Origin of the sequence: Kiloniella sp. (genome assembly GCF_965205715.1) — a bacterium.
Classification (GTDB): domain Bacteria; phylum Pseudomonadota; class Alphaproteobacteria; order Kiloniellales; family Kiloniellaceae; genus Kiloniella.
In genome coordinates this window covers 1,215,190-1,239,801 of record NZ_CBDBHW010000014.1, presented here as the reverse complement: position 1 = coordinate 1,239,801, position 24,612 = coordinate 1,215,190, and the positions used below count along the sequence as shown (strand labels likewise).

General features: G+C 47.3%; 26 protein-coding genes. 13 read left to right on the top strand and 13 right to left on the bottom strand.

Features of this window, described 5'->3' with window-relative positions; translation table 11 throughout:
• Positions 1–1,233 (bottom strand): ISL3 family transposase, encoded by a 1,233-nt coding sequence (locus tag ACOGW3_RS22885; RefSeq protein ID WP_419901077.1) that lies wholly within the window; start codon positions 1,231–1,233, stop codon positions 1–3.
• Here ACOGW3_RS22885 and ACOGW3_RS22880 point away from each other — a divergent pair.
• From ACOGW3_RS22880 to ACOGW3_RS22860, 5 genes are all read left to right on the top strand, one after another.
• The gene (locus ACOGW3_RS22880; protein ID WP_419905055.1) at positions 1,220–1,705 is read left to right on the top strand and encodes a tetratricopeptide repeat protein; all 486 of its coding nucleotides are present in this window, start codon (positions 1,220–1,222) and stop codon (positions 1,703–1,705) included. The two genes, ACOGW3_RS22885 and ACOGW3_RS22880, sit on opposite strands and share 14 nt — an antisense overlap.
• Positions 1,706–1,906: 201 nt before the next feature.
• Positions 1,907–2,500: a tetratricopeptide repeat protein gene (locus ACOGW3_RS22875; RefSeq protein ID WP_419905054.1), complete on the top strand. Its 594-nt coding sequence runs from the start codon at positions 1,907–1,909 to the stop codon at positions 2,498–2,500.
• A 105-nt stretch (positions 2,501–2,605) separates the two neighbouring features.
• Positions 2,606–3,328 (top strand): tetratricopeptide repeat protein, encoded by a 723-nt coding sequence (locus tag ACOGW3_RS22870; protein ID WP_419905053.1) that lies wholly within the window; start codon positions 2,606–2,608, stop codon positions 3,326–3,328.
• A 117-nt stretch (positions 3,329–3,445) separates the two neighbouring features.
• On the top strand, positions 3,446–3,991 hold the full coding sequence (locus tag ACOGW3_RS22865; RefSeq protein ID WP_419905052.1) for a M23 family metallopeptidase: 546 nt from the start codon (positions 3,446–3,448) through the stop codon (positions 3,989–3,991).
• A 95-nt stretch (positions 3,992–4,086) separates the two neighbouring features.
• On the top strand, positions 4,087–4,500 hold the full coding sequence (locus tag ACOGW3_RS22860) for a hypothetical protein (RefSeq protein WP_419905051.1): 414 nt from the start codon (positions 4,087–4,089) through the stop codon (positions 4,498–4,500).
• 126 nt (positions 4,501–4,626) lie between these two features.
• Here the strand turns inward: ACOGW3_RS22860 and ACOGW3_RS22855 are convergent, their stop codons facing one another.
• The 3 genes from ACOGW3_RS22855 to istA form a co-directional block, all read right to left on the bottom strand.
• Positions 4,627–4,776: a hypothetical protein gene (locus ACOGW3_RS22855; RefSeq protein WP_419905976.1), complete on the bottom strand. Its 150-nt coding sequence runs from the start codon at positions 4,774–4,776 to the stop codon at positions 4,627–4,629.
• A gap of 86 nt (positions 4,777–4,862) precedes the next feature.
• Entirely contained in the window at positions 4,863–5,675 is an 813-nt protein-coding gene (gene istB, locus ACOGW3_RS22850) for an IS21-like element helper ATPase IstB (protein WP_419901088.1), read from the bottom strand.
• Positions 5,672–7,180 (bottom strand): IS21 family transposase, encoded by a 1,509-nt coding sequence (istA, locus tag ACOGW3_RS22845; protein ID WP_419901087.1) that lies wholly within the window; start codon positions 7,178–7,180, stop codon positions 5,672–5,674. Before istA ends, istB begins: the two co-directional genes overlap by 4 nt.
• A 371-nt stretch (positions 7,181–7,551) precedes the next feature.
• Between istA and tnpA (ACOGW3_RS22840) the strand changes: the two genes are divergently transcribed.
• Positions 7,552–7,986 carry an IS200/IS605 family transposase gene (gene tnpA / locus ACOGW3_RS22840; protein WP_419901154.1) on the top strand — a complete coding sequence of 145 codons (435 nt, stop codon included), beginning with the start codon at positions 7,552–7,554 and terminating at the stop codon, positions 7,984–7,986.
• A 69-nt stretch (positions 7,987–8,055) separates the two neighbouring features.
• Here the strand turns inward: tnpA (ACOGW3_RS22840) and ACOGW3_RS22835 are convergent, their stop codons facing one another.
• The 4 genes from ACOGW3_RS22835 to ACOGW3_RS22820 form a co-directional block, all read right to left on the bottom strand.
• Positions 8,056–8,430: a hypothetical protein gene (locus ACOGW3_RS22835; RefSeq protein WP_419905050.1), complete on the bottom strand. Its 375-nt coding sequence runs from the start codon at positions 8,428–8,430 to the stop codon at positions 8,056–8,058.
• Between the two features lie 199 nt (positions 8,431–8,629).
• The gene (locus ACOGW3_RS22830; protein WP_419905049.1) at positions 8,630–9,010 is read right to left on the bottom strand and encodes a hypothetical protein; all 381 of its coding nucleotides are present in this window, start codon (positions 9,008–9,010) and stop codon (positions 8,630–8,632) included.
• A 422-nt stretch (positions 9,011–9,432) separates the two neighbouring features.
• Positions 9,433–10,032 carry a DUF3885 domain-containing protein gene (locus ACOGW3_RS22825; protein WP_419905048.1) on the bottom strand — a complete coding sequence of 200 codons (600 nt, stop codon included), beginning with the start codon at positions 10,030–10,032 and terminating at the stop codon, positions 9,433–9,435.
• The gene (locus ACOGW3_RS22820) at positions 10,029–10,964 is read right to left on the bottom strand and encodes a TraB/GumN family protein (protein ID WP_419905047.1); all 936 of its coding nucleotides are present in this window, start codon (positions 10,962–10,964) and stop codon (positions 10,029–10,031) included. Before ACOGW3_RS22820 ends, ACOGW3_RS22825 begins: the two co-directional genes overlap by 4 nt.
• A gap of 274 nt (positions 10,965–11,238) precedes the next feature.
• Here ACOGW3_RS22820 and ACOGW3_RS22815 point away from each other — a divergent pair, with 274 nt between their 5' ends.
• The 5 genes from ACOGW3_RS22815 (at position 11,239) to ACOGW3_RS22795 (ending at position 16,201) form a co-directional block, all read left to right on the top strand.
• A complete protein-coding gene (locus ACOGW3_RS22815; protein WP_419905046.1) occupies positions 11,239–11,691 on the top strand; it encodes a tellurite resistance TerB family protein in 453 nt (150 codons plus the stop codon).
• 90 nt (positions 11,692–11,781) lie between these two features.
• Positions 11,782–12,378 (top strand): class I SAM-dependent methyltransferase, encoded by a 597-nt coding sequence (locus ACOGW3_RS22810; protein WP_419905045.1) that lies wholly within the window; start codon positions 11,782–11,784, stop codon positions 12,376–12,378.
• A gap of 88 nt (positions 12,379–12,466) precedes the next feature.
• A complete protein-coding gene (locus ACOGW3_RS22805; protein ID WP_419905044.1) occupies positions 12,467–12,928 on the top strand; it encodes a (2Fe-2S)-binding protein in 462 nt (153 codons plus the stop codon).
• Position 12,929: 1 nt separating this feature from the next.
• Entirely contained in the window at positions 12,930–15,143 is a 2,214-nt protein-coding gene (locus tag ACOGW3_RS22800; RefSeq protein ID WP_419905043.1) for a molybdopterin cofactor-binding domain-containing protein, read from the top strand.
• Between the two features lie 83 nt (positions 15,144–15,226).
• Complete coding sequence (locus ACOGW3_RS22795; protein WP_419905042.1) at positions 15,227–16,201, top strand: helix-turn-helix transcriptional regulator; 975 nt, start codon at positions 15,227–15,229, stop codon at positions 16,199–16,201.
• A gap of 88 nt (positions 16,202–16,289) precedes the next feature.
• Here the strand turns inward: ACOGW3_RS22795 and ACOGW3_RS22790 are convergent, their stop codons facing one another.
• Entirely contained in the window at positions 16,290–17,141 is an 852-nt protein-coding gene (locus ACOGW3_RS22790) for a HalD/BesD family halogenase (protein WP_419905041.1), read from the bottom strand.
• 211 nt (positions 17,142–17,352) lie between these two features.
• On the opposite strand from ACOGW3_RS22790, the gene ACOGW3_RS22785 reads away from it, so the two are divergent.
• Positions 17,353–18,003: a helix-turn-helix domain-containing protein gene (locus ACOGW3_RS22785; protein ID WP_419905040.1), complete on the top strand. Its 651-nt coding sequence runs from the start codon at positions 17,353–17,355 to the stop codon at positions 18,001–18,003.
• Between the two features lie 16 nt (positions 18,004–18,019).
• Here ACOGW3_RS22785 and ACOGW3_RS22780 read toward each other — a convergent pair whose 3' ends face one another.
• Positions 18,020–19,651 carry a PAS-domain containing protein gene (locus ACOGW3_RS22780; protein WP_419905975.1) on the bottom strand — a complete coding sequence of 544 codons (1,632 nt, stop codon included), beginning with the start codon at positions 19,649–19,651 and terminating at the stop codon, positions 18,020–18,022.
• A gap of 192 nt (positions 19,652–19,843) precedes the next feature.
• Here ACOGW3_RS22780 and tnpA (ACOGW3_RS22775) point away from each other — a divergent pair, with 192 nt between their 5' ends.
• Positions 19,844–20,278, top strand: coding sequence for an IS200/IS605 family transposase (gene tnpA / locus ACOGW3_RS22775; protein ID WP_419901154.1), 435 nt, complete (start codon positions 19,844–19,846; stop codon positions 20,276–20,278).
• Positions 20,279–20,283: 5 nt separating this feature from the next.
• Here tnpA (ACOGW3_RS22775) and ACOGW3_RS22770 read toward each other — a convergent pair whose 3' ends face one another.
• From ACOGW3_RS22770 to ACOGW3_RS22760, 3 genes are all read right to left on the bottom strand, one after another.
• A complete protein-coding gene (locus ACOGW3_RS22770; RefSeq protein ID WP_419905039.1) occupies positions 20,284–21,273 on the bottom strand; it encodes a PAS domain S-box protein in 990 nt (329 codons plus the stop codon).
• A gap of 206 nt (positions 21,274–21,479) precedes the next feature.
• Positions 21,480–23,681 (bottom strand): PAS-domain containing protein, encoded by a 2,202-nt coding sequence (locus ACOGW3_RS22765; RefSeq protein ID WP_419905038.1) that lies wholly within the window; start codon positions 23,679–23,681, stop codon positions 21,480–21,482.
• A gap of 126 nt (positions 23,682–23,807) precedes the next feature.
• On the bottom strand, positions 23,808–24,428 hold the full coding sequence (locus tag ACOGW3_RS22760) for a hypothetical protein (protein ID WP_419905037.1): 621 nt from the start codon (positions 24,426–24,428) through the stop codon (positions 23,808–23,810).
• Positions 24,429–24,612 lie beyond the last annotated feature (184 nt).

Below are 24,612 nucleotides of genomic sequence, written 5' to 3'. Positions count from 1 at the left end.
TTAGGATTTCAAATAGAGCATAGATTGATTATCTGGAATGGATGATTGTCTAATTTTGAGTTTGAAGTATTCGGTATCCTTGATGCCTCTGGCTCGCTTACGGATCATTCCTATACTGACATTACCAGCCTCTATCCTGGCGCTTGTGAGCTTGTGTTTGGCGTAGTTGCAGATGCCCACACAATGTTTCCGTAGGGATTTCGCGAACTTTTTTAGATAGAGCATCTGTGACTGATCTGCTATCAGGCACCAACGTTCCAGTTGCTCCGCCATCGCCTCAAATGAAGCGGCACTCCACAGCAGCTGAAGCTGTTCTTTCAAGACGTAAAGTGCATTCAGGTTGCTATTGCTCTCCAGCAACCTTTGCAGCTTGTCACTTTGTTTTTCACTCAACTTATCCGCATTTTTGAGCAACAGATAATGCGTCCCTTTCATCAACTCTTTACCACTTGGATCGGCCTTTCTGAACTCAAGTCGACGCTGATTATGGATAGCTTTGCTGTAGTTTTTCATGACGTGGAAACGGTCAAATACTATGTCGGCCAACGGCAAGGACTCTCTGACAGCCTTTTGGTAGGCAGGCCCCATATCCATCGCTACGGCCTTTATTTTGCAGGCTGTATCTGGTTGCAGTTGTTTCAAAAACCTTGAAAAAACCTCGGCAGTTCGGCCTGCTTCAACCCAGATCAGATGACCGCCAACCATATCGTAGACCACCGTCATGTAGTCATGACCTTTCGCCCGGGCAACTTCATCTACACCAATATATTCCAAGCCAGTTAGCTCTGCAGGATCAAGCGTAGGGAGAGTTTCAATAAGGTATGCCCTGTCGATATTCTTGACCGTTTCCCATCGTATATCCAAATGTCTGGAAACCGCTTGAATAGACATATGCCGACATAATCCACTGATCAGTCGGCAAAATCGGTGAGTGAAACGGCACCCTTTATCAACAAAATCACACCCCTCAATGCGGCGTTCGCCCTTGTTAATATAAACCTGCGCCAGCTCAATCTCGACCACACAAGGATACCCAAAAAGGGGGATGTCGTTTACTTGTCGGCGGACATGCTGGTTGATGCTTCCCTTCTGGCCTGTAGCAGGGTCTATAGCCCTCCTACGCGCGTCTCGGCTGCAGTGAATGACAATCTTAACACCGCCGTCATCCAGTTTAATTTCATTTACACGTTGCCCTTTGAGGCCTAAAATATGCTGCGAGATGTTGATTGTCATATACCTGCTCTATGTAAAGTTATCAGAAACCATACATATCAACAGGTTACTTGGCGGTCGGCATCTTTTTCTACTCAACAAAGCGGAGAAGAGCCAAAAAGATGCTGATCCAGATGCTCCCTCTAATAGTGCCTTTGAAAAAGGGGAAGAAGCTTTAATCAAGGGAGACTATACAACAGCCCTGGTGAAATTAATTCCTCTTGCAATGAAGGGACAAGCCGAGGCGCAGTTTTATCTTGGCATCATGCACAAAGAGGGTCAGGGATTTCCCGTCAGTGATGAGAATGCCTATAAGTGGCTAACACGGTCAGCAGAGCAGGGCCAAGGACAAGCGCAACTCATTCTGGGGATGATGTACCACTTTGGATCTGGGGTACCTGAAAACATCGAAACGGCCCGAAAGTGGTACCAGCTTGCCGCAGATCAGGGCGTCGAAGAAGCGCAGGGTATTTTGGAAATACTTACTGAGTAGAGGGTGATCCTGAAATATCGTACAATCAGAAAACTGCTGGCTGAGGTTTGAATCGGGCTTGAATTTATAGGCCAAAATCATCGCCGATGAATGCTTGGTAAAACCCTATGGATATTACGGGTGTTGCCCCCTTCTTATACCGTTTTCGCATTTGAATTGCTCTTTTCCAACCGTGACCATACGTAAAATCACAGGCCCCACATGAAGCGTTTATTTGTTCTGTTCATTTTTGTTCTGACCTTCTGGTCGAGTACTTCTGCATTTTCTGATGGGTTCCAAAAGGGGACAGAGGCCTACGATAGAGGGGATTATGAGACCGCCTTAAAAGTGTTCAAACCGCTTGCGGAAAAGGGCGATGCAGATGCGCAGTTCAACGTCGGCTTGCTGTACTTGCGGGGGCAGGGCGTCACCCAGGATTATAATGTTGCGGTTAAATGGTTCAGACTTGCCGCGGATCAGGGCTATACCAAGGCTCAGTACAATATGGGCATTGCGCACAACAGGGGAGCGGGCGCGAAAAAGGACGAAAAGGCCTCTTTCCACTGGAACAAGCTCGCGGCCGAAGGCGGGCACGCTGGCGCCCAATTTCAATTGGCCTATGCCTATGCTGTGGGGGAAGTGGTCCCGCACGATCTCCTCCGTGCCTATATTTGGTTCAGTTTCGCCGCTGAACAAGGCGTAGATAACGCCGCGGGAAATCGCGATTATGCCGTCGAACAAATGAGCGCGTCGCAAGTGCTCGAGGCCAGGAAAATGGCCCGGGAATGTAAAGAAAATAATTACCAAGGCTGTTGATAATCTGGACTTGTACGCAACTATCTCGTGCAAGGACATCCCGGAGTTGTTAAACAGACTTTCCACTCTTTTTTCTACTTCTCCTTTATCCGCCACAGGTTCCCCATGAAGCGTTTGTTTATTCTTCCTCTCTTCACATTTATTCTTGTATTTAGCACCTCTGTCTTATCAGCTGATGCTCAAAACGAGCCAGCCATTTTTGAAGACGGAATACAAGCTGCGAATAATGGGGATTACTCCAAAGCCTATGAAGTTTTTAAAGCATTAGCAAAGCATGGGCATGCTAAAGCGCAAGCTAGTCTAGGCAGTATGTATGTACATGGGGACGGGGTTCCTGTCGATTATACTTTGGCCCAAAAGTGGTTCAAACTATCTGCGGAGCAAGGTACAGCGCTTGCTCAATATAGTCTGGGCTTAATGTCAAACCTTGGTCATGGCGTTCCAAAGGATAATGAGCTTGCAGTGCATTGGTATAATCTCGCCGCTGAGCAAGGATATCCTGCGGCTCAATATAATATGGGCGTTTCATATTTTAAGGGCGAGGGTGTTGCTCAGGATTATGAACACGCATACCAATGGTACAAAAAAGCCGCAGTACAGGGATTTACCCGTGCTCAGTTTAACCTGGGCTGGATGTCTTATAAGGGGCTCGGTGTTCCTTTGGATGCCGAACTCGCTTATACATGGTGGAAGATTGCTGAATTAGCCGGAGATAAAAGAGCGGGAGGAAATCTTGTTGAGATGAAGAAAGAAATGCTCGCCAGCGAGATTAAAACAGCGCAACTAAAAGCTGAAAACTGCATCCTCAATAATTTTAAAGGCTGCTGAGTATTTCTCTACGGTCATACAGGCGCCCATTCCTTTATTGAGTAATCATTTATGTTCAAGAATTATATATTGTTTAGTACTGTCATTGCCTTATTTGTGGGATCTTCCGTTAAGGCGATGGATGAGGTTGAGTTTGGAAAGCTGTTATTGCCCGGCAAGATTACGGTAACAAATCCCTATCTGGATAGCTGTGATAGTAAAGTGGAGTGTGGCCGTGCTTATAAACGGCTTCATGCCGGAATTGACTACAGAGCAAGAACCCCGACTAAAGTGACCTCGCCTGTTGAGGGCATTGTTGTGAAAATGGAGTTCCGGGGAAAAGAATATTCCCCGCAACAAGATCCCTCTGGAACAATTATGGTTGAGACCCAGGGTGAGAAGCCAATGTACTTTATGTTTCTTCATATGAGTAAAAGCTTCGTCAAAGCTGGGGATAAAGTTCAAATTGGCTGTGTTATCGGATTATCTGGTAAAAAGGGAACGATTTTTCCCCATCTCCACGTTGAGTATAAAGAATATCAACAAGGAGCGTATAGACAGCCTACGCCAGCTTTGAAAACCATCGCAGAAATAAAAAAGCGCGGTAATTTCTCCCCAACAGAGGCAGTTCTGGGAAAAGGGCCAATGGTCCCCAGCCGGAAAAGCTGTATCACTGGTAATTAACGAGACCGTAAATACGAGTACTAAAAGTATATTGCTAATAGCTATAATGGTTGTAGGGGTTAATAATAGTAGAAGTTTAGTTCAAGGAGAAGTGGTTGACTGAAAAACGTATCTATCAGCCTTTACCTGAGATTGAGGATCGGCAACAGGCGAGAGAAGTGCTTGCCTCTGGTGATCTGGAGGATATTCGGCTCTTGCCACTGGCTTTTTGCAATGAATGCGAAGAACAGGACAAGGTTTTTGCGCAAGAACTCTGTTTGGAAATAGCTGATCATGAAGATATGTATGCGCGCGCGAATGCGATAATGGGCTTGGCCTATATTGCGAGAAGGCATCAATGGTTGGATAAGCGGCTGGTCAAACCTTATATCTTACGGGAGCTGAAGGAAAACCTTGAGCGGAAGTCTTATATTCTCAATGCGATTGAAGATATCAACCTTTATTTAGGATGGCGACTTGCCCGAAAAACAATACCTTCTCCACCACTTTATCATAGAGATCCGGAATAGTTATTCAGTTATTTGTTATTGTTAATCATTAGCTTAAACAGTAAATTTGATTTTTCCAAAATAGCTATTGAATGTCTCTCCAACAACGACAAGGTTTTGAATAAACCATCTATCAATAATTTAATATTACCGGCGTCTATAGACGCCCATGGAAACGCCGTTTTTTGTTGTGTCGGATTTTATCAATGTCAGGTCTTGAGGGATAACACCTTTACCAAACAGGCGTTTGCCCTGCCCGAGAATGACGGGGAATGTCCAAAGACGGAACTCGTCGATTAGATCGTGTGTAGAGCGTCAACCACTTTGTCCGGTTGCGTCAACCACCTTGGCCGCTTTTGATGCGGCTGTGATCTGACGTTTATTTACGATGCTTCAGGCATATTTTTCACCTTTTTGTTTGTGGTTTTCCGCAACATTTTTTTGAGATTTTGGGCGGCTTCCCATTGTCTGTAGCTGTCGATATTCATCTCAAGAATGGTTGAGTGGTGAACAAGACGATCGATTGCTGCAACGGTCATGGCCTTATCTTGAAAAATATTGTCCCATCCGCTAAAAGGTTGATTGGCAGCAATTGCAATACTTCGGTACTCATATCGTCTGGCGATCAATTCAAAGAGCACGGATGTTTCAGATATATCCCTTTGTGCATAGGTAATATCATCGAGAATGATTAGATCAAATTTATCGAGTTTTGCGAGGGCGTTTTCGAGCATAAGTTCACGTCTGGCAGCCTGGAGTTTTTGCACCAGATCACTGGTTTGCGTATAGAGCACACGGTATCCAGCCTCTATAAGAGCATAACCTACGGCGCATAGGAGATGAGTTTTTCCTCCCCCTGAATTTCCAATGGCAATCAGATTTGCTCTTGCGTCAATCCAGTCACCGGCAGACAAGGCTTCGACCTGCGCCTTTTTCACGTTAGGCAGCCGCTTGAAGTTAAAAGTGGCCAGAGTTTTTCCGCCCAGCAGGTTTGATGCGTTGAGATGGCGTTGAATGCGTCGCGTGTCCCTTTCGGCCAATTCATATTCGGCCAAAACGGCAAGGAACCTGGCTGCTGACCAGCCCTCCTTGTCGGATTGGATTGCGATATCTTGCCAGTGTTTGTGAAAGCTGGGTAATCGTAAGTCAGTTAGCATAAGAGGCAGCTTGTGCTGATCCACTTCAATGTTTGTCATGCCCGATCCTCCAACAGAGTATCAAAGACTGATAATGAAGGTTGAACCACGGGAATATCAGGAGGTAAATCCGTGTTCTTTTTTGTGATATTCAGCTTAAGTTTTTTTGCGCAAGGTAGCCTTCCTGCATTGATTTCTCTCGAAATCAGGTGCGCGACTTCGGCCTCACAAGCCTCTTCGTGCGCAAGGAAAAGTATCCCAACCATCTGACGACACGCATCTCTGCGGGACAACTTTTTCTGAAACAATGTCCAGGCCAGGGAGTACTCGGTTCTTGGAAAAATACTGTCACGATAAATAGAATTGGCGAGTGCCTGAGGTTTACGTTTGAGAGCATGAATGACGTGATGATAATTGATAACATGAATGCGGGGGCCTTTGCCGTGCCCCCGCTCACGAGAATGGCTGACGACATGAGTGCTGCCTAGATAGGCTTCTATCCGGTTATCGTAAATATGGACACGCAAGCGTTGACCAATTAGGCGAGAAGGGGCGCTATAAAAAACCTGCTTAACTAAAAAACCACTTGTTTTGGTAACTCTCGACACGACTTCAGTGTAATCTGTTGTTCGCCGAGGAGGTAACGCCTTGAGAGATTTCAACTCTGTTTGGATATCTTGGTCACGATGTTTGTTCCGTCTAGCAATCAGCTCGTCCAAAAATCGCCGATACTCATCCAAAGTGTCAAAGTCATTACTGCCACGCAAAATCAGGGCCTGCTTTATCGCAGTCTTAAGGTGACCGTGGTGAGATTCAATGGCACCGTTCTCGTGTGATTCCCCTCTGTTATTTCGACTGGCCTCCATACCGTAGTGCTCAACAAAAGCAGAATAACGTTTGGTAATGTCCTCCTTTTCCTCAACGCTCAAATTCCGAAAGGCCGCAGACAGGCTGTCGGTCCGGTGGTTTTCAGGAGCGCCCCCCAAGGACCAAAGCGCATTTTGTAAGTTCTCCGCAAGGGCTGTAAAACTCTCACCGCCAAGTACGACCCCAACATGTTCCCATCGGCTATATACCAGAACAAAATGATAGAGCCGATGCACCAAAGGATCTCCTGCAATGGTAATACTTAAGTCGGCTGCATCCGTGAAATCTGATTGGCCCATGTAACCCGGCTCAGGTGTTTGCCTGAAAATGATATCCTTTTCAGGGCCATTCAGAGCCCGCCATCCCCGAACTCGGCGCTCTAACGTGCGCTTGACACGGTCATCGGGAAAACGGAGCGGATAGAGGCTCTGTATGTGGCGCAACAAAGTAATGGGTTTGACCGAGTTGTCTTTATCCAAAATGGGAAGGATGTCCTTATCCCAGATATCTTCAAGCGGATCAGAAACTGTTCGCCCTCGCTTTATATTGCGTTGTGACGGTAAAGTCGCATCAACGTCAAATCGGCGGGCCGTGCGTTCGCTAAACCCTGCGCGGGCAGCGGCGGTTCGTTGACCATGAGTTTTTCTATCTGTCATGTAAAGTCTCAGTTGTTCATCTGTGATAAATTTATACGGCAAACAGGTTCCTCCAATTACATCTAGAGGTTCCTAATTTATCAACTCACAGCAGCTTGTAACTAACACCAAATTAAGCCTTGGCCGGTGGATCTGATTATCAAACGGGCACGCCCTTTTTAATGATCAGATCCACCGGCCAAGGTGGTTGTCGCAACCGGCCAAGGTTATTGTCGCTGAACAATCGTGTTTAAGCAGTGTTTGTATGAGGTCGCAGCTGCCGTGGACCTGGATCAGGTTTCCGGGCTGCTGTTTGAGCTCCATAATTTAATCCGGTAAACCCCCGGCTATGCCGGGGGACTCTCAATGGTTTGACCGTTCCCACGGTCTTACATTTCTTTGTTTATTGACCAAAATAACAAAGGAATTAGCCGATGAGAGATTACAAAAGCCTTGCACATACGAGATGGGATTGTAAATACCACGTGGTTTTCATCCCTAAACGCAGGCAAAAAGTTATCTATGGCAACCTACGTCAGTATCTTGGTGAAATTTTCCATGAACTGGCCGGGCATCGCGAAAGTAAGATTGAGGAGGGCCATTTGATGCCGGATCACATTCACATGTGTATCAGCATACCGCCCAAACATGCTGTTTCAAAAGTCGTTGGATACCTAAAAGGAAAAAGCGCGATTGCCATAGCTCGAAAATTCAAAAATAAAGCACGGAATTTCAAGGGTGAAAATTTTTGGGCCCGTGGATATTTCGTCTCAACTGTAGGGCTCGATGAACAGATGGTGAGGGAGTATATCAGAACGCAAGAAGAGCGTGATAAGTACTTTGACCAAATGGATATATTCAATCCATAACCGCTTTAGCGGTTCCCAATTTGCCCCTTTAAGGGGCTCACCCGCTTAAGCCCCCGGCTTTGCCGGGGGTCATTTAACTTTCGAGCAGACATCATTTGAAATTTGCACAGAGTTTTGCCAGGTCAGATCAAGGTTCTGGTTGGAGACGACGTGCTTTTTGGCGTTGTTCATCATTGTCGCGAGGGGATCATCGCTGCCCTGGCTTGACCAGTGCGGGGCAAAAAGCTCGTAGGTTTTTCGGCCAAAGAGCATGTCATAGGGCACGTTCATGGCTTCGCGTTGGACTTGCTCCATGACCTCTGCCCAGTAATCCCGGGCCCATCCACCATGCGTGAACCCACCAGAAGTATCTTCGTCGGGGCTGGAAGGGGCCTGCATCACGCCATCGAGGCTGAGAAAAGACAGAACTGCAAGTTTGCGTTGATGTGCTGGTGTAGGGTTCATGAGAAATCTCCGGTGTCACATAGCATCATGGGGAAACAAGGCACTTGGGGAGTATTCAAAACGATCTACATAATTTGTAACGTTAGCAGGAAAAGCCAGTTGTAGAAAACTTTAGGGGTGTTGGTTACTTACCTCCGCCCCTTCAGCATGGTTAAAGAGCATGAATGAGAGGGGCGGGAGGTCGTTAGGTGCAAATATTTTACTTTTCCGCTTTTTGTATTGGCTCACCATTGTCATAGGCAGTAATGGCTAGCTGGAGTTCTTCTTCTGAAAAGTTTCTCACGTTCGTATTTCCAATGAAGTGAACTTTACATTCGCCAAGTACTTCATAGCTGTCTTTGTTTTCCAGGCAGCCTGACATTGCACTATTAATGGCTTCATCGGCACTCGACTGGTTCCAGGCCCAACCGAAGGTATAGGCACCGTTTGTATCCATGGCACCAACCATCGCTTTTTTCTCACCAAACGTCAGGTATTTTTGCTGACTGTGATACATTCCAGGTGGAACAGGTCTAGTGGTTTGACAAGCGGCAACGGATAGAAGTAGTGAGCCGAACACGGCTATTTTTAGTAAATTCATTAATGTAACCCTCTAATAACATACGCTATTTATTCTTGACGTGCGGTTCCCCACCCCCATAGCAATATTTAGTTGCGAGCTTGCTATGAGTTGGCCTGGATTTCTTGTGATGATTACGAATGAAGAAGTCCGATGTAGGGAAGTGTTTTATACTTGTTTGTAAGAAAAATTACAACTAAATCGCGATAAATAGTTTGTCGATGAAGTTGTTTTTTTTTATCAGTATTTATCGTCGAGTAGTATGTAAAATCGTATAACGCATTAAATTATAGGGGAATGCTAATAATTTTTAAAGGTAATGACTTAATATTGTTTATCTTAATACTAGAAATAAATCGTTTCTCTGTTCGCCTTTGAGTTTAGAGTTTTCTTTGATCTATGCTTAACCTTCATTCTTAAACATCCTATCCATCCTTTCACGATCATAGCTTAAAAGCATATCGTTTAGCTTGTGGTACAATGGGGCAAGGGCTTCCTTTTTTAGGGCTGATTAGATCCATGCCTCTATCGTCGTAAGGATAGGCGAGGATCTCTTCTTCCCGATCAAAAAAGAAGATGTTGGCATTGATGGTTGGCTTTACCCCCAAGTCAGAGGCGATGGCCATCCATAATAGGGGGGTAATGTCCTTATAAGGTGCCTCGTACAAAAGGGTGTGACGGTACACATGCCATTCGTCGTCTTCATCAGGATTATTAAGTTCTGACCAATGGTCGCGATCCCCGGGGAATAAAATGTGATTACCTTTGAGGGTGTCAATTTGATTTCGTACAGAAAAAAGAGATTTATCCCCCCACATTAATAGGCAAACACCAATAGGTTTTTCTGGAGTGAAGAGTTCCCGGATAATCTTTTGTGCCCGTTCAAATGAGCTTAAAAATATCTCAGGATAGCTCCATTCACCCTCATACAGGGTTTGGAGATTAAAGCGAAGGGCATATTCGTGGTTATAAAAAAGAGGACTATCTAGAGCCTTCGTACCGAAAACAGCTTCAAATTCCGCTCTTTTGAGGGGGGTACTCACAGGCGCTCCACTTCATAGCCCAATTGTTTGAGGTAGTGCTGCACGGATTGCTCTCCGCCGAGGTGACCGGCGCCGACGGCGATGAAGATTTTGCCGGAACCGCGCATCATTTTGTGGATCTGGTAGGCCCAGTTGAGGTTGCGGTCGGTGAGCAGGGCGGCTTTCATTTTATCATCGTCTTCGAATGCAGCGTTCATTAACTGGGCGAGGTCTTCGATGTCTCCGTCTTTCCAATAGCTAAATATCTGATCCTGTAGATTGGTGTCTTCTACCATCTGTTGCATTGTTGCCTCGAAAAGCTCGATATCTTCTTGTGGGCTCAGGTTGCCAAAAATACTTAATTGAAGATCTATGCTTTCGAGATAGCCAAGCCTCTTGCCGTCTGCTTTTGCTGCGTCCCAAAGGACTTTATCAACGCCTGCCTCTGGGTCGATACCCTGAGCCTTCATTTGTTCTAGAACTAAAGTCACTGCGACTAACCAGGGGCGCATTGGGGCGAAATTAACCATAGAATTTTCGGGGAGGCCAAGAGATTCTAGCGCCTTCACGAAATAGTCACGACCTTCAGGGCTAAGGTCCTCGTAGAAGGGTTTTCCGGAATGATTGACGCCGTATTTTTGTACTATTGGAGCCATAATTTCTGGTGTTGCATCGTTAGTAGGGGCTTCCGTGTAAAAAGTCGTGGCGGCATCAAAGGCGCGGTTGATCTTATCCGTACGCCAGCGTAGGTTTTTCTCGAGCGCGTGCACGGTGCCAAACAACCAGATCTCACTGTCTTCGTCACTGAGCTTCCAAATCGCGGGGTTTACGTGATCTTCTGCAATCGCGCGCGAGCTGTTCAGGACGAGGCTACTGCCTCCTATGCTGGTCACCACAAATACCGGGATCAGAAACTGAGCCGTTGCGCGTTTAAGAGAGGTCAGAAGGTTCATGAGAAATCCTTGGAAATGAAACTGTTAGCAAAGATTAGTAGTAATCAGTATTAGGTTTTGAGCGTACAATGCAACTCTTGTTTGTCTGTTTTATGGCAATATATTTGTCAATTCTGATGAATATTCCATCACGTAGAATTCACAGGCGATTGGCAAAAAATATATTCTAGGACTAGAAGTTACCTTGTGAAGTCTCTATTTCTATTAACAGGGTAAAAAATAATCAGGTCCTTAAAAGGGGCTCAATGGGTAACAGCCCAGTAGAGGGAATTTCATGTCCAGTTTGTTGCTAGAAAAGCTCGTTACCGAAGTGCGCCGTTATCAAAACCGTGACTTCCTGCACGCGGCCATGGCCGTTTGTGCGATCACCGCCTACAGCGATGGCGAGGTCTCACTCCAGGAGCGTTATTCGATAGATTACGCCATCGACAACATCGAAGCCATGAAAACCTTTGACCCCGTCCGAGCCATCGAAATCCTCGATGATTATATCTATCTGCTCAAAACCGAAGCCGAAGGTACAAAAAACGAGCTCTACAAAAAAATCAAAATATTCGAAGGCAATTACAAAAAATCCCGTACCTTACTCCGTGTGGCCCACCTGATCATCTGCGCCGACCGCACCGTCGACCCACGCGAAGAAAAAGAGTTCGCTCTGCTTTGTAACCTCTTGGGGTTAGAATCTGGCAAGCTCTGGAAACAGATCACCGCACAAAAAGCACTTTAAGAAAAGACCTTAAGTGAAGGGATCGAAAGGGAGGATCTCCCTTTCAAAATTTCCTGCTAGAAATATGTGATAAAACGAGAGTGTTAAGTCATGGATAAATCAAGCTCGACACTCGATTTTTACGCGCGTAATGCCGAGGAATTCGCGGCGAAAAGTTATGCGGACTCTTTCTTTGCCCATCGCGAGCTTTTTAGCTCAAAACTGGCGGCGGGATCACGGGTTCTGGAACTTGGATCAGGTAGTGGCGAAGACGCCCTGGCTTTGTTGGCCCAAGGGTTTGATGTCACCGCAGTGGATGGTTCTGCCGAACTGGCCGCGATAGCCGCACGCCGGATCAAGCGTGAGGTTCTGGTTATAAAGTTCGAAGACCTCGCCTTTGTGGAAGAATTCGATGGTGTCTGGGCGGCGGCGTCCCTGTTGCATGTACCCTTTGATCAACTTGGTTCCGTTGTGCAACGGGTTGCACAAAGCTTGCGGCCGGGAGGTGTTCTGGTCGCAAGTTTTAAAGAGAGCGAAGTCGATTGGACAGATTGTTTTGGCCGATATTTCTGTGCGATGACCAAGGCATCTCTGGCGGATCTCATTAAAACGAACGGTTTTGAACTTGAGACCATCGATGCGGTGCCCGGAAAAGGTAGTGATGGCAAGCCGACCACCTGGCTTTGGGTAACCGCGTTTAAAATCTAATAACGTCTTTACGAATTTTGGCACGATTATCAAAGCTGGGATAATGTTACGGCTTTACTGTATCTGAAACATATTCAGGTGCAGTGACATGATTAAAATCAACAAGACAGAAATAGAAATCCCAAATCACCTACGAGAGGTTTCTCTGGTGACTTTCCTTCGAGACTTGGCAGGCTTGCGCGGGACGAAGTTTGGGTGTGGTGCAGGGCTTTGTGGGGCCTGCACGGTGCACGTGGATGGTATCGCCACCCGCGCCTGTCAGGTTTCGGTGGACGATGTCAAAGGCCTTGAGATCACTACGATTGAGGGCTTGGCTGATACGATACCAACAGGGGGGCTTCATCCGGTACAAAAGGCCTGGATAGACGGATCTGTCCCCCAGTGCGGGTATTGTCAGGCTGGTCAGATCATGACGGCCGCAGCCCTGTTGCGCCGCAATGCCAGCCCGAGCAAAGAGGATGTAAAAGCCGAGATGAACGGTAATCTCTGCCGCTGTGGCACCTATGGCCGTATTCAAAACGCGATATTACAAGCAGCGAAAGAGATCTGATATGGCTGAAATAACAAAAGGTTTAACCCTAAGCCGGCGACGATTTTTACTTAACTGCGGCTGGGTCGCCGGAGGGGTAACCGTGCTCTCTTCCTGTAGTTCTATTCTGCCCGCGCTGCCCTCTATGAACGATCCAGAGCTGGAAGATGCTTTTTCGTGGATCCAAATCCTGCCTACCGGGCGGGTACTGTTTTTTAGCCCCAGAATGGAAATGGGGCAGGGGGCGGCACTGGGCTTGTGCCAGGTCGTGGCCGAGGAACTGAACCTGCGGCAATCTGAAATCGAATGCGTTATCCCTAACACCGACCAAACCCCGCCCTTTAAAATGACCGTCGGAAGTGATGGTATTGCAAGTTATTTTAAACCTGTCGCTTTTTGTGCCGCCAGCCTACAGGAAAAACTGCGTGAACGCGCCGCAGAGAAAATGGGGCTGCCGATCAGTCAAGTAACAGATGGCAAAAGTGGCTTTGTGGCACCTGATGGCCGAGTTCTGACTTACAAAGAACTGGTTCAGGGTGACCCGTTGATTGTTGAGGCGGGAGATCCGGGCGTTCTGGCAAAAGGCAATGGTGGTTTAAAGAAAAAAGATGAGTACCAGGCAATAGGAGAAAGTTGGAAAGACCCTGCGCTGGAAAGCATCGTAACTGGTAAGTCTCTCTATAGCCGGGATGTGGCAATCCCGGGTATGCTCTATGGTCAGGTTCTGCATCCGCCCGCTTTTGGGGCACAATTGGAAAGCGTGAATGTCGGCACTGCGAGATCGCTTCCCGGTGTGGTGAATGTGGTTGCTGATAAGGACAATAATTTTGTCGGGGTCGTGGCTGAAGATCCCGTCATCCTGACAAAAGCGCTGGAAGTCATCAATGCTGCGTGGGAAATCCCACTAAACGTGGATCAGGAAAGGCTATCAACCCTACTGGACGTGGAGCGGTTGCGTTCCCAGAATTCATTTGAGCACGAATTGCAGTCTTCTGGGGATTTGGCTTTGGGGAAGGAAAAGTCCAAACACCAGCTCGCGGCCCGTTACGATACCCCCTTTGCTGCCCATGCCGCGATCGAGCCTCGCTCGGCTGTGGCATGGATACGTGATGATCGGGTGGAAATTTGGTGTGGCAGTCAGGACCCTTTCTTTGTCAAAAGCCGGGTGGCCAAGGCGATTGGCCGGGGGGCGGATGATGTCTTGGTTCATTCCCATCGCCTCGGTGGTGGATTTGGCGGCCGGGTCCGGTGTCAGGCTTCCGAAGAAGCGGCCCTTCTGTCGTTACCTCTCGGTCAGCCAGTGAAGGTCCAGTGGGATCGGCAAATGGAATTTCAAAACAACTACTTACAGCCTCCCTTTTCTCACCATATCGACGCAGGGGTGGATGAGGCCGGGATGATCAGCCATTGGGAGCACGACTTTGTATCCGCACCCATAATCACCGGGGCGGTCCCGAAAAGCGTGTCCTGGATGGTTGATCTGGTTGCGGCTGACAAGGGTACCGCAAGGGGCGCTTTGGTACCATATGAGATTGAAAACAAGAGGGTTCGCTATTCAGATATTCGCACGGCTGTTCCCATCGGGGCGTGGCGTGGCTTGGGTTCCGCGCCGAACTGCTTTGCCATAGAGAGCTTTATTGACGAGCTTGCAACAACGGCCGGGATTGATCCGCTAGAGTTTAGGCTCCGGAATTTACCGCAATCGAGCCATCGACTTGCATCTGTTTTGCAAACGGTTGCCAAGATGGCACATTGGGGTCAGCCGGTTTCACCAGATGTCGGGCGCGGGATGGCCTGCGGGGTGTATAAAGGCGAAACCCCCGTCGCGGTTGTGGCTGAAATTCAAATAGATCGCGATGAACAGAAAATACGGGTCACCCGGATATGGTGTGCGCAAGACAGCGGCTTGGTGATCAATCCGGACCAAGTTGAAAACCAGATTATGGGCAATATTGTTTGGGGCTGTGGTTTGGCCTTAAAGGAAAAAATTACAATCAATGACGGCGCTGTAGAAGCAACAAATTTCGATGGCTATGAAATCCTTCGCCACGCGGATAGTCCGGATATCAGCATTAAATTGATCAGGCCAGAGAACACACCGCCTACGGCAGTGGGAGAGGCCGCGTTTGCCCCGGTGGCCCCGGCCATCACCAACGCGGTTTTTGCGGCAACAAAGAAACGGATCCGTAGCTTGCCTCTGGACTACTCTCTTGTGTTTCCAAGCTCAGATACTTAACTTTGCAGCCTTAAAGCAAACTTTGGGGAATAATTTTTAACCGGTAGGGGAACTGCACCATTCGTGAATTTGCCAAAGCAACTATGGTCGATCTTCTGCGCCGGCAACTTGGGAAAAACCATTCTGAAATGTCATCTGAAAAGAGGCATGGGAGGGATGTCATTGTCGATGGGATCAAACAGGCTCAGGTCCCTCTCGAATACAAGGCGAACCTGCTTGGCCTGATTTGGCAACAGGACGGACCACGGGGCGTTCTGTCAGTTGGCGGAAATATCAGAGAGGTCGAATATGATCCAATCTGGCGCTCTGCTTTACGCTCTGTCAGTCCGGAAGTCTTGCTGGATAAGTGGCAAAGGTTTGAAGTTTTCGCCCACTCGCGCAACCGGGTTAGAATAATACGGTGTTCAGATACCAGTTATCGGTTTGAACGTCATACGGTGGATGGAAATATCCCCACTGATCCTGAGAACTTTCTTATATGTGGTTTGTTGATTGCCTTGCTGGAAAAGATTGGATGTCAGGCGCTGAAATGCCATATGAAGACGGTTGCCAGTACAGAACTTGATTGTACTGAATTTTGTCTCCGCAAAAATAGTGACTTTATTCTTCCTGAGGATTTAGAACGTCTCAATACTGCTGAGTGGGTGATAACGTGGAAGGAATTTGTCGCTCAGGCTGATCCGGAAAAGGATGAACTTGAAGCCTACAAGAACACACTACTGCGGCCCTATGGTTCAGATGAAAACCCGTCGCTTGAAAAGGCGCTCGGTCTGTTAGTCCGGGATGTCGCCCGCACCTGGAAAGTGGAAGATCTGGCCCACGATGCGGGCCTGTCCAAAAGATCTCTACAACGAAAATTAAAAGAAATTGATCTTAGTTTTTCTCACCTTGTACGGATGGTTCGCATTAACGAAGCCTGTCGGTTGCTAAAGGAAGGTAAGGGAGAAATCACCACGATTGGATTTTGTTGTGGTTTTTCTGATAGTGCGCATTTCAGCCGCGATTTCCGTGCGAGCATGGGGATGACCCCAACGTACTACCGCGAACTTTCGCGCTGATCTCTCTTTAAACCGAGGAACTTCAGTGAAGGGTTTCGAAAGGGAAGACCTCCCTTTCTTACATTCTTTGGCACACTTTACCCTTTCTTTAGTCAACCAAGTTATCGGTGCGCAGGCCTGCGCGTTCGATATGGATCGGTAGGACACGACCATAGAGTTGTTTGGTGCGTTCGGGGCTGCCGACCATGCCGTCTGCCTCAACGTAGGAAAAAATCGCGACGTAGCGCTTGCGATCGCCCTCTACAGGTTTGACCCGGTGCAGGGCGAAACGGCCCTTGAAAATTTGCAGGTCTCCGGGCTCGAGCCTCAAGGTTTTAACGCGGTTGGAAGTGCCTTCGAGGACTTCTTGCACCGCTGGGTAGTTTTCATCGCGAGAGTTTCTGATATTGGGGCAGTATTCAAACTCTCCCCCCTCCAGCCCGTTCTGAATGGCCAGAGTAACCGTGAAGTTGTTGGTATCGAAGTGCCAGGGAAACCCACCGCCTTCTTCAACCGTGTTGATGATGACATCTGCGAGGGGGTCGGCGTAACGATAGAAGTTATCTTCGCCGAGGGCTGCCTGAATAAAGTTTGGAAAGGCCGACCACTCATAGATGTTGCGCAGGATGGTATCGTCAGGGAAGTTATCGGCAGGGACGAATGAGTTGGAGCGATCATAGAACCTTCGCAGGGGATGGCTTTCCGGTAGGCTGGGATCGTCCTGGGTGAAATAGGCGTTGGTCCGGCTAAAAGATCGATGTCCCTTGGCCGCGACGGCATCCGCTTCTGCAATCAATTCCGGAATACGCTCGGGGCGGATAAAACCACGTAGGACTGCGCAACCATCCTCGGCTAAATCTGCGTGAATACCCGATAGAAGTTCCTGGTAGGACGGTGAGCTGGGGTCGCTTAAAGGGTAGCGGTTGAGATCTATATAATTGGTTGGGTCTATAAGGGCCATGCACTGAAATTCCCGTTTTAAGAACTTACCCGGCTGTGTGTCGATCCGGTATATGGGTGAGCTGATTTGCTTTTTCTCGTTGTTGATATTGTATTTTTAGTCGTTAATATGATCAATATTTAACAATGACTTCGTTAAGCTGCTGAAACTATATGATCTGTAATTGAGTTTGTTCAGCTTACTTAACGGCTTAACAAAATGGGTTTTCCACATGTCCTCTGATGCGACTGTTTCTTCCGGTTTGGATGATAATCCGGACACGAACCCGGATATGAACCCGGATATGAGCCCAGATACGAAACCAGACACGAGCCCAGACACGAATGAGGTCGGAAAGCGGTTGCGGCTGACACGAGAGAAGTTTGGCTACTCGCAACGAAAGCTGGCCAAGCTCAGCGGGGTCAGCAACGCGGCGATATCTATGATCGAAAAGGGCAGCCTCAACCCCACCATCGGCACCATGGTCAAGCTGCTGCGGGTGTTTCCGCTTTCCATGGCCGAGTTCTGGCAGGCCGAGACCATAAGCATGGAAAAGGTGTTCTTTCGGTTTGAAGAACTGAACGCAATAACCAACAACCGGGTACGCTATTGGCAGGTCGCATCGAACAAAGAGCCCTCTATTTTATTTCAGTATGAGAAGTATGAGGTCGGTGCCGATACCGGACTGTCACAAATGCAGGAAGAGTGCGAAATGATCGGCATTGTTATCGACGGTGTTCTTGCCGTTGAAATCGGCGACCAAAATCAATTGCTCCGGGAAGGGGATGTGTACAAGTTTGATGGCCGCATCCCCCATCGTTTCAAGGTGCGGGGAAGAAAGCCGGTGACAATGGTGTCGTGCACATCGCCTGCCGTTTTCTAGCGGGGCTGAAAAGGGTTTATAAATTGATTATATTTTTGTTTTCAATGCCCATGGAGGGATCTTCTGCGCCGTGGGCTTCTTTAGAATAAAGCGGGAGTTTGAAGCCGAATTTTGCCCCTAGTCCTTCTGTACTTTCTAGAAAAATGGTCCCGCCTTGACGCTCAACGAGATCTTTACAGAGGTACAGTCCAAGCCCGGTTCCGGTTTCGCCTCCGGTTCCTTTTGTTGTTGTGTTTTTATCCAGATGGAAAAGGCGTGCTGCTTTCTCTTTGGAAATACCGACACCAGTATCTGAAATTTCTACCTCAACCCAGTCACCGTCCTCTCGGGCGCTTACGATTATTTCGCCTTTTTCAGGGGTGAATTTGATCGCATTGCTGATCAGGTTACGGATAATGGTGTCGACCATGTGCGTGTCAGCCCATAACTTCAAAGCGGCATCGTTGTCAGAACAGAGCTTTATATTGCTTATGAGATCAATTTGTTTTTTGGTGGCGATGGATTGAAAAAGCACCAGGTTAGAGACAACAAGGCTGTTTAAATCGACCGGGGAGGGATCAAAATCTATGCGCCCCATCTGTAGCCGGGACCACTCCAGTAAATTTTCCAGTAGCTTAAAGACATTTTCCGCAGATTCATGAACAATCTCTCCATATTCTTTGGCAATTTCCAGTGTGAGTTCATCGCCTGCATTTGCCAGCATGTTGCTAAAGCCCAATAGAGCATTAAACGGCCCCTTGAGATCGTGGGCAATGATTGAGAAAAACATATCCTTTTGCTCGTTGAGCTTCTCCAGCTCACGGTGTGTGATAGACAGGTTTTCAGCGAGTGAGACCAGGTTTGCAGCCTGTGCTTCCATGTGTTCATCTTTATTGCGAAGCTCCGCGATTTGGCTATTTAACCGCTCTTCTCGTGATAAAAGGGCTTTTTCAAAATTTTTGCGCTCAGTAATGTCTGTTTGTATGTGGATGTGGCCACCATTACTTGATCTGTGGCGTTTGTAAAAATAGCTGAGGCCCGTGGCGTGCGTGGTCTCGCCCTCGGTATTCGCCGTTTCCCGCCTCTGCGCCAGACGCATTTTCAGCCAGGCATCCGGATCGGATCTGGCCAGTGGGTGATCAATCTGTCCGGCATCGAGTGTAGAGCGCAACATGTCGACCATTGTGAAGCCAACAGCCTCGTTTTTGGGGGGCGCACTCGGATACATTTCATGGTATCGGTCGTTGGTGAATATGACCTCTTCTTTTTCATTGTAGAGGATGACGCTGTCAGAAAAGGTTTCGATCGCCTCGCGCAGTAATTGGGATGATTTTTCACGGTCAATAACATCGGTAATATCTGTAAAGGTGGTAATGCGCCCGAAGTCTTTTATCGGATAGCGCCGAACATAAAGTTCTCGCCCGGTTTTTGTCGTGTGGCGTTGCTCGTGTTGCTCCTGCTCTCTCATAATTTCATGATAACGTTTTTGCGCCTGCAACTCGCGATCACCTTCGCCGTAATATCCCGCTTGAGCCATAAATCGCAGTAAGTCGAGAAGTGTTGTTCCGGGTTTTAAAGAGCCGGGTGGGATTTCAAAGAACTCACAAAACCGATCATTACTGACCACAAGACATTGGTTTTCATCCCACACGACAAAACCCTGATCTATGGAGTTTAATGCCAGTTCAATGAGTTGCGATTGCTCTGCAAGTTCCTGTTCAACTAACTTTCTCTCGACAATCTCACGGCTTAATTTAATCCGGTAAACCCCCGGCTATGCCGGGGGACTCTCAATGGTTTGACCGTTCCCACGGTCTTACATTTCTTTGTTTATTGACCAAAATAACAAAGGAATTAGCCGATGAGAGATTACAAAAGCCTTGCACATACGAGATGGGATTGTAAATACCACGTGGTTTTCATCCCTAAACGCAGGCAAAAAGTTATCTATGGCAACCTACGTCAGTATCTTGGTGAAATTTTCCATGAACTGGCCGGGCATCGCGAAAGTAAGATTGAGGAGGGCCATTTGATGCCGGATCACATTCACATGTGTATCAGCATACCGCCCAAACATGCTGTTTCAAAAGTCGTTGGATACCTAAAAGGAAAAAGCGCGATTGCCATAGCTCGAAAATTCAAAAATAAAGCACGGAATTTCAAGGGTGAAAATTTTTGGGCCCGTGGATATTTCGTCTCAACTGTAGGGCTCGATGAACAGATGGTGAGGGAGTATATCAGAACGCAAGAAGAGCGTGATAAGTACTTTGACCAAATGGATATATTCAATCCATAACCGCTTTAGCGGTTCCCAATTTGCCCCTTTAAGGGGCTCACCCGCTTAAGCCCCCGGCTTTGCCGGGGGTCATTTAACTTGGCGGTACGTTCTTTGACCCTGAGCTCTAACTCATCACGGGTATCACGCAAAGCTGCTTCGGCTTGTTTGCGCAGGGTGATATCCTCAGTTATTCCCATCAATCGGACGACATTACCCTGATCATCTTTGATCGGATCAAAGCTGCTGGAAAAATGTAAAGGGCCTTTATCACCAGGGGCTTGAAATTCAAAACGAGAGCTTAAACCTTTTTTGGCGTGCTCCAATAGTTCAGATATGCGTGTTCGGTCTTCTATTATCGGGACATCAATATATTTTAATCCACAAACGCTGCTTTCTTCTGCAGCTCCCATCATTTCAAGGCCCGCAGGGTTCATGGATATAAATTTCCCATTGAGGTCGATTTCATGAATACATACAGGTGATGCAGTTATCACAGATCGCAACCTGTACTCACTTTGTTTTAGGGCTTGTTCGGTTTCAACATGCTCTACGCGTCTCCTGCCGCGATCAAGCAGCTTGGTTATGATAAGGTGGACGTAGTTTAGATAAGCCTCTTCATCATCCCTAATGACGTAATCAACCGCGCCGTGGGACATGGCTTCGAAGGCTAGGTGCTCATGTCCTCTGGTTGTTACCACGAGGAGGGGAAGATTTATATTCACGCTCAGGAGTTTGTGGGCAATGCTTGCTGCGCTCAGGTCGGGAAGATTACAGCCTATCGCCACCAAGTCATAAGTGGATTGAACCCATTGTGTTAGGCCCATTTCTCCGGTTTTTGCAATGTCGATTAAGAACTGTTGTTCGGATTGTTGACTGTCTGTGTCGTCCCTGTTTTTTTTCTCAGTTCTCTCCCCAGTTCTCTCCCCAGTTCTCTCCAGGGCAGCCTTGAAATTTTGGCTGATACGGGGATCATTCTCTATATAGAGAATGCGAATGTCAGGACATTCATTCATGGTCGACCCAAAGTTGGCATAATACGTTTATGCTCTGTTGTATCCCCCAAAAATAAACGACAGTTTAGATAGTATTAACAAGTACGATTAATTTTAGGTTTCGATAATTCATTTTTTTGTGAAAATACCAAATGGCACTTTCGACTTAAACTACGGAAGAGTTAGAACCTTAGAGTTTTGCCGTTGATCTGTTCTCACTGTTCTTCCTATTCCTCCTTCCGATAGCGTGGCAGGGTAATGGTGAATTTTGATCCCTGACCTTCAATACTTGCGACCTGAATTTTGCCACCTTGGCGTTCAATCAGGTCTTTGCATAAATGAAGCCCGAGGCCAGTCCCGGTTTCCCCGCTGGTACCAAGGTTTGAGGTGTTTACATCTAATCTGAACAGGCTGGCGGCGACCTTATCCGAGATACCAATCCCTGTATCGGCGACTTCAAGTTCGACCTCATTATCTCCCGGCCTGATGCTAACTGTGACTTCTCCTTTTTCGGGGGTAAATTTGATCGCATTGTTAATCAGGTTACGTACGATCGTATCTATCATGTGGACATCAGCACGTACCAAAGAACGAGGCCCTGCCTTATCATCTGTTGAGGGAGATAGATGCGTACTGTGCAGGTGAATAAATTTTTTAGCGGCAACAGGTTTAAACAGGGAAATGTTGGTAAGTACGATCTCGTCCAAATCAACGGTGCCGGGTACAAATTCCATCCGCCCCATTTGTAAAAGAGACCACTCTAGAAGGTTTTCCAGTAACTTATAAACCTGCTCGGCTGATTCGTGAACGTATGTCCCGTACTCAATAACTTTATCAGGGGTAAGATTTGTTTCCTTGTCAGAGATCAAACGGGAAAAACCGAGCAGGGCATTGAACGGCCCCTTGAGATCGTGGGCAATGATGGAGAAAAATTTATCTTTTTGTTCGATCAATCGCTCAAGCTCACTGTGAGTCACCGAAAGGTCTTCGGCCAGGTAAACCAGTTCAGCAGCCTGTACTTCCATACGCTCGTCTTTGGTTCTTAGCTCTTCTATCTGTATAATCAGTTGTTCTTCACGTCTGAGCAGCTTTTCCTCGTCTTGTTTGCGTTCCGTGATATCTGTTTGCACATGGATGTGGCCGCCGTTTGTCGATTTTCTAGTCTTGTAGAAATAGGATAAGCCAGAGGCATGATGGATTTCCCCCTGAGTTTCTATGTTCTCCCGCCGTTCCGCCAACCGCATTGCCAGCCAGGCATCGGGATCCTTTTTGGCCAGGGGATGATCTACCTGGCCAACGTCAAGTGTGCGCCGTAAAATATCCTTCATTAAATACCCGACAATTTCATCTTTTGGTGGCGAGTACGGGTAAACTTCGTGATAGCGCGCGTTGGTAAAGATTACCTTTTCATCCTGGTCGTATAAAATGATGCTGTCAGAAAAAGTCTCCATTGCCTCTTGCAGCAGGGCGGCGGTTCTTTCACCCTTTCGAATGTCTGTAATATCAGTAAATGTTGTTATCCGCCCCAGGCCCGCCGCCTCATGCTGTAATACATGAAGAATGCGCCCGTTATTGGTTGTTTGTTGTTGTTCTGGCACGATCCCTTCGGTCACAATTTCGAAGTATCTTTTTTGGGCAAGATCTTCGGGATTACCCTTACCGTAGAGGCCTGATTCTGCGAGATAGCGAATGATCTCTATCATTTCTGTACCAGGCTTGATCGCGGCTTGTGGAATATCAAACAGTTCACAAAAGCGATTGTTGCAAACCACCATACGCTCCTCTTTATCCCAGACAATAAAGCCCTGATTGATTGAATTTAAGGACAATTCAAAAAGTTTGGAACGTGCGGCCAGTTCTTTTCGCCCCATGGAGGGCGTTTTTCTTCCCTTACTTTGTTCACTGTCTTGTTCTGAGACGTTGGTTTTGATGTTTTTGGGGACCGCCTTACGCGCTTTTAATTTTGCTTTTACAGCTTTAATGCGCCGTAGTTTATTACTGGCTCGGGTAAGAAGTTTGCTTATGAGAATAGGGGCATGCAATAGATAGCTTTGGCTTTCATCGCGTATGAGATAATCCGTTACTTCATGCGACAGAGCGTCAAATGCCAAGTGTTCATAGCCTTTACGTGCCGTCATCAATAAAGGACATTCGGGTGTTTTTACCAAAAGGGTGCGCGCAATAACACTCCCGGACATATCAGGCAGGTGACAGTCAATTATGACAAGATCATAGTCATTTTCAGTACAAAGGGAGAAGGCAGTAGATCCGTTATCCGCTATTTCTAGTGAACATTTTTTTAAATGTTCAAGAGCTGATCCAGATCTTTCCAAAGCAGCTTTGAAATCATTGGCACAATCGGGGTCATTGCCTACGAAAAGAAAACGTAGCTGAGTAACTAAATTCTGGGCCGGGCTATTTTTGGTCAACGTTTATTACAAACCTATTGCAAAAGCCCCCAAAGCTCTCGGCCCATATAGTATTTGGCATTAGGATTAATAATACGTTTCGGCGGGTAAATTTATTTTTGCTCGAAGTTGAGATTTAAATGAAGCTCAAACCTTTGCGCAGGAATAGAGCTTGAGTATGTTGCGGTCGATCTGTTGCAATCTGCGGTCCAGATTTCTCCGGGTACGTTCCTGATCTGGGCTGTCATCCCGACACCAGCCCCGCAAAGTGGCTAGGAAGAGGGCGGTGAGGCCTATCTCTTCAATCTGCGCTCTGCGCCCTCTGGCATGAAGACCGGCAGCATCGCGCAACAGCTGTATGGTTCGCGACAGTAAAAATATCGCCGGCGCCCAATGATGAATATGAGGGTAATGCACCTTGGCACAGAATATTTGTGCGGCAACTTCTCTGTGCGGGGCCAAGGCATCAAACCAGCGCAACATAATCAGGTTGATGCGTTCGCGAACGGGAAGGGTATCAAAGCCACCTGGCTTTTTACCGAGCATGGCATCCTGAGCACGCGTGAACCAGGCATTGGCGATGGCATTGGCATCGGGGAAATGTGCCCGGATGTCATTGACCTCTACCCCCATATGATCTGCAAGAGGCCCAAGCGTTGACTGGCTCCAGCCGTGATTGTCGGCAAAGGATAGAGCTTCATCAATGATGTGCTGTCGAAAGGCATCAGTTTTGACACCCGGAGGTTTTTTGATTTTTTTCTCTGCCATCAGCCTCGTCTCCTTATGAGTGAGCGATCCAATAAATGGCTGTTAGTATTATAAACTAAAAGGGCCTCATTTGGAAATTGAGCAACTCGCAAGTGAGTTCAAAATACTCTTTCTACTTTGTTGCTTTTACGGCATCTACTCAGCACTATGAAATAGTTCCAGAAATTACCCCAAAAAAATCCAG